The sequence below is a fragment of the Lacticaseibacillus camelliae DSM 22697 = JCM 13995 genome (assembly GCF_001311195.1).
GTDB classification, from domain to species: domain Bacteria; phylum Bacillota; class Bacilli; order Lactobacillales; family Lactobacillaceae; genus Lacticaseibacillus; species Lacticaseibacillus camelliae.
On the sequence record NZ_BBAJ01000129.1, the window covers coordinates 1 to 3,452 of the forward strand.

At 55.7% G+C, this 3,452-nt stretch carries 2 protein-coding genes and 1 pseudogene; all 3 read right to left on the reverse strand.

Annotated features, from left to right (window positions below):
* Positions 1 to 87: 87 nt before the first annotated feature.
* A complete protein-coding gene (locus JCM13995_RS13145; protein ID WP_054666446.1) occupies positions 88 to 600 on the reverse strand; it encodes a hypothetical protein in 513 nt (170 codons plus the stop codon).
* Positions 551 to 1,612: a hypothetical protein gene (locus JCM13995_RS13150; RefSeq protein ID WP_054666449.1), complete on the reverse strand. Its 1,062-nt coding sequence runs from the start codon at positions 1,610 to 1,612 to the stop codon at positions 551 to 553. The genes JCM13995_RS13145 and JCM13995_RS13150 overlap by 50 nt, the downstream gene beginning before the upstream one ends.
* A 109-nt stretch (positions 1,613 to 1,721) precedes the next feature.
* A pseudogene (locus JCM13995_RS13155) lies at positions 1,722 to 3,202 on the reverse strand (ABC transporter substrate-binding protein/permease).
* Positions 3,203 to 3,452: the final 250 nt, after the last annotated feature.

Sequence of the window (3,452 nt, forward strand, 5' to 3'; positions counted from 1 at the left end):
GAGGCTGCTGGCGTGATGGCCGGAGCCGCGAGGGTGACGCCGGTCAGCGCCGCGGCGCCCATCAGGACGGTGCCAATTGTATTCACGTTATGAGTCAGCTTTGTCATCGCTTGCGTCCTTTCGTTTCAGTGAAAATGGGTCACTCACCGTTTTCGGTACGACTGTTTGCATTTTGGCCTGTTTCACGCGTACGGTCAAGTCCGCCAACTCGCCCCAATCGGCTGGGGACGGGGGGTTCGCCCACGTGACCTGGGGAATGGCCAGAGTCGGGTCGGAAAAGTCCGACAAGTAGACGTCAGTGTGCTTAGAGAGCCGGTGTTCGACGACAATGAACGCGTTGTCGAAGCTGGACAGGGTCCGCGAGATGTAGTCGGTGTAAATCGGCCCTTGCGCAAAATCGACGCACACGTACACCTTATCGCGCAGCGCCTCGGTCGGCAGGTAGTTGATCAGCGTGAACATGTAGGAAAAGTACAGGTTGACCGCCATCGTCCGGTTGAGCACAGGGTCGGCGCGCTTGGCCAGCTGGCTGATAAACGTCAGGATCAGCTCATCGAAGCCGGGGTAGAGATTCGCAAAAAAAACTGATTTGCTGGTCATCGATGAAGGTGGTCGGTGCCAGGTAGAATGTCACCATTTGCACGTGCAGCCCGAACAACGCCTGCCGCAGGGGGCTTAAGTCGGTTTCGCCAGGGTCATCCAAAATGTGACGACTTTGGACCAGCACCAAAAATTCATCCGTCATCCGTCCCGCCTTGGGCAGCCGCGCGGCCGAAATTAAGTCGGTTTCGCTGGCCGGCGGCAGGTAATGCCAAATGGCCAAAAAGGCGTACAGGTAGTCGAGTTCGGCAGACGTGACCCCGAACTGTTTTGGCAAAATTTTGTGAATCCCGTCGAGGCGACCATTGGCCCCAGGCAACTCGAGCGCGCCTGGCAGCACCTTTTCAATGTGCTGGCCGTTCATCATCCGCAGCAGCCAGATCTTGAGGAAAAATCGCAGCTTCGTGGTTTGCGTCGGCAACAGTGCCACGTCCAGTTGCGCCTCCAGCGTGCGGATCAGCGCCGCCACCGTTTCGTCCAGCTCTTTGAAGGGGCTGGCGATGCCATTGTACGCCACGAAGTAAAACTGAAACAGCGCCAGCCGCGTCGCAAATTCTGTGTCGGCAGGTTCGTGCGGCGAAAGAAAATCATCGGCCAGATCATTTTTCAACTGGGCCGAGGCCTCATAGAACTTGGCGTTGGAAATGAAGTGTTCCTTCATATATTTGCTTTTGGGCGTGCGTGCGGAAAAGAAGAACTGGTACTCAAACACCGTGAACTCATAGCTGCGCTTCAGGTACATCACCCGGAGCTTTTGCAGGATCACCTTGGTGAGGTGATGGGCGCGCCAGTAGCCTTTTTCCAGGTCATCGAGGTAGCTCGGGGTCTCAGTCGATACCGCGACCAGGTCGGCGTTGAGGCCATCAAACACCTTATTTAGCTTGTACTTGGTGAGGCCGAACTGCTCCTGAAGGGTGCTTTCGGAGAGCGTTTGGTTCGCGGCGTTGCTGATAGCTTGCAGGATGCGGTAACTGGCTCGATCCTCGGCATTAAACAGTGCTGACGCGTTCATCTACTCACCCTCTCAAAATTTATTCCCACTATTACGAATATTATACTGCACATTTGATTGACTTAGGAGACGCAAAAAGCCCCGGCCAAGGCCGAGGCTGCACGGTGCGTTACACCGTGACTTCGTGATGCATTTTCTTCTCCAAAAAGGCGAGGAGTTTCGTGAGGCTGTAGGTCATGATGAAGTACAGGACCATCGCGATGGCAATTGGCAAAACGCCGCGGTAAGTGTCGGCCTGCACGATCCGCATCTGGTAAATCAGATCCGCCACGCCGATGATTGAAACAATCGAGGTTTCCTTGATCAGTGAAATGAACTCGTTGCCGAGTGCCGGCCAGATGTCGGTGAGTGCCTGCGGGAAGACCACGTAGCGCATAGTGTCGCGCTGGCTGAGGCCCAGGCTGCGTGCTGCCTCGGTTTGCCCCTTGGCAATCGCCTGAATCCCGCCGCGGAAGACTTCGGACACATAAGCCGCCGAGTTGAGCCCGACCGCCAGCGTGCCTGCGACCACCGCCGAGACGTTGTAGAACGTGCCGATTCCGAAGTAGATGAACATCACTTGGACCATCAGCGGGGTGCCGCGGACGAAGGTGACATAGGCGTTGGCCAGCTTTTTCAGCCAGGTGATCTTGCCCAGCCGCACGAAGGCGAGACCGGAGCCCAGCAGGACGCCGATGATCACCGCGACCAGTGAAATGCCGACGGTGTACTCCACGCCCTTGGCGAAGTACGTCCAGTAGTGCCACATGGTGTGGGTCTTGGCGCCGGTCGAAATGTACTTGGACGCAGCCGGCAGGAACTGCTTGTTGATCTGGTCCTTGCGCTTTATCTTGGCGATACTCTTGTTGACCGCGGCCTGCAGGGCATACGAGCCCTTCGGCAGGGCGATGGCGTTGCCGGATTCGGCGCCGGACACGGTGAACTTCCCGTCGATGGCGGCGAGGGTCGGGTCGGAGTTCGCGTAGGCGACGGCCGAGGCGGAGTCCTTCACGATGCCGTCGATTTTGTGCGCCTTAAGCGCCAGCACTAGGTCTGAGGCGTTTTGCATGCCGACGACCTTGGCGCCGGGCATCTGCTGCTTGACCAGGTTGTAGGCGATGCTGCCGACCACGGCGCCGACCTTTTTGTCATTAAATGACTTGCGGTCCGAGTAGAGGCCCTTGTCGGTTTTCAAAATAATGATGTCCTGCTTGGACGTGTAGTACGTGTTGGAAAAGTCGACGTGCTGCTTACGCTCTGCAGTCGGGGAAAAGCCGGACAGGATCATGTCGACCTTGCCAGTTTCCAAAGCGACTAGCAGCGAGTCAAAGTCCATGCGCTTGACCACGAGCTTGACGCCCAGGTCCTTGGCGATCTGCTTGCCAATCTCGATGTCCATGCCGACGACCTGCTCCTTGCCATTCACGTTGGTCGTGAACTCGTAGGCGGGTAGTTCGGCGAGTTGCCAATGACCAGCGTGCCTTTCTGCTGAATGCGGGTCAGCGAATCGTCGGTCGCGGCTTGGACAGGCTGCGGCTGAGCCGCCGCGGCGAGAAGCCAGACCAGAAGGCTGGCGAATAATAGGTAGAGCCAAGTGTGCTTGTGCATGATGAACGTACCCCTTCCCAATTAACACAATGGGGCTAGAATACACTAAATAGAATAAATATGCAATATATGTACAGCGTGGGTTCTGCTTTTGCTTCGTTCTCTGAGCCTAGTTATTCGGGTAGATAATCGTCTGACATCCAAATCTCTTGATAATTGACCGCGAATAGAAATACCAGGTGATATACTTTTTTTATTGAATGGGTTTGTTTTGGAGGGCAATATATGAGCTTATACATGCTTCATTTTAATT

What these genes read in the sequence shown, in the direction of transcription:
- JCM13995_RS13150 (WP_054666449.1), bottom strand. Translation starts at nt 1,612, where the DNA reads ATGAACGCGTCAGCACTGTTTAATGCCGAGGATCGAGCCAGTTACCGC.
- JCM13995_RS13145 (WP_054666446.1), bottom strand. Translation starts at nt 600, where the DNA reads ATGACCAGCAAATCAGTTTTTTTTGCGAATCTCTACCCCGGCTTCGAT.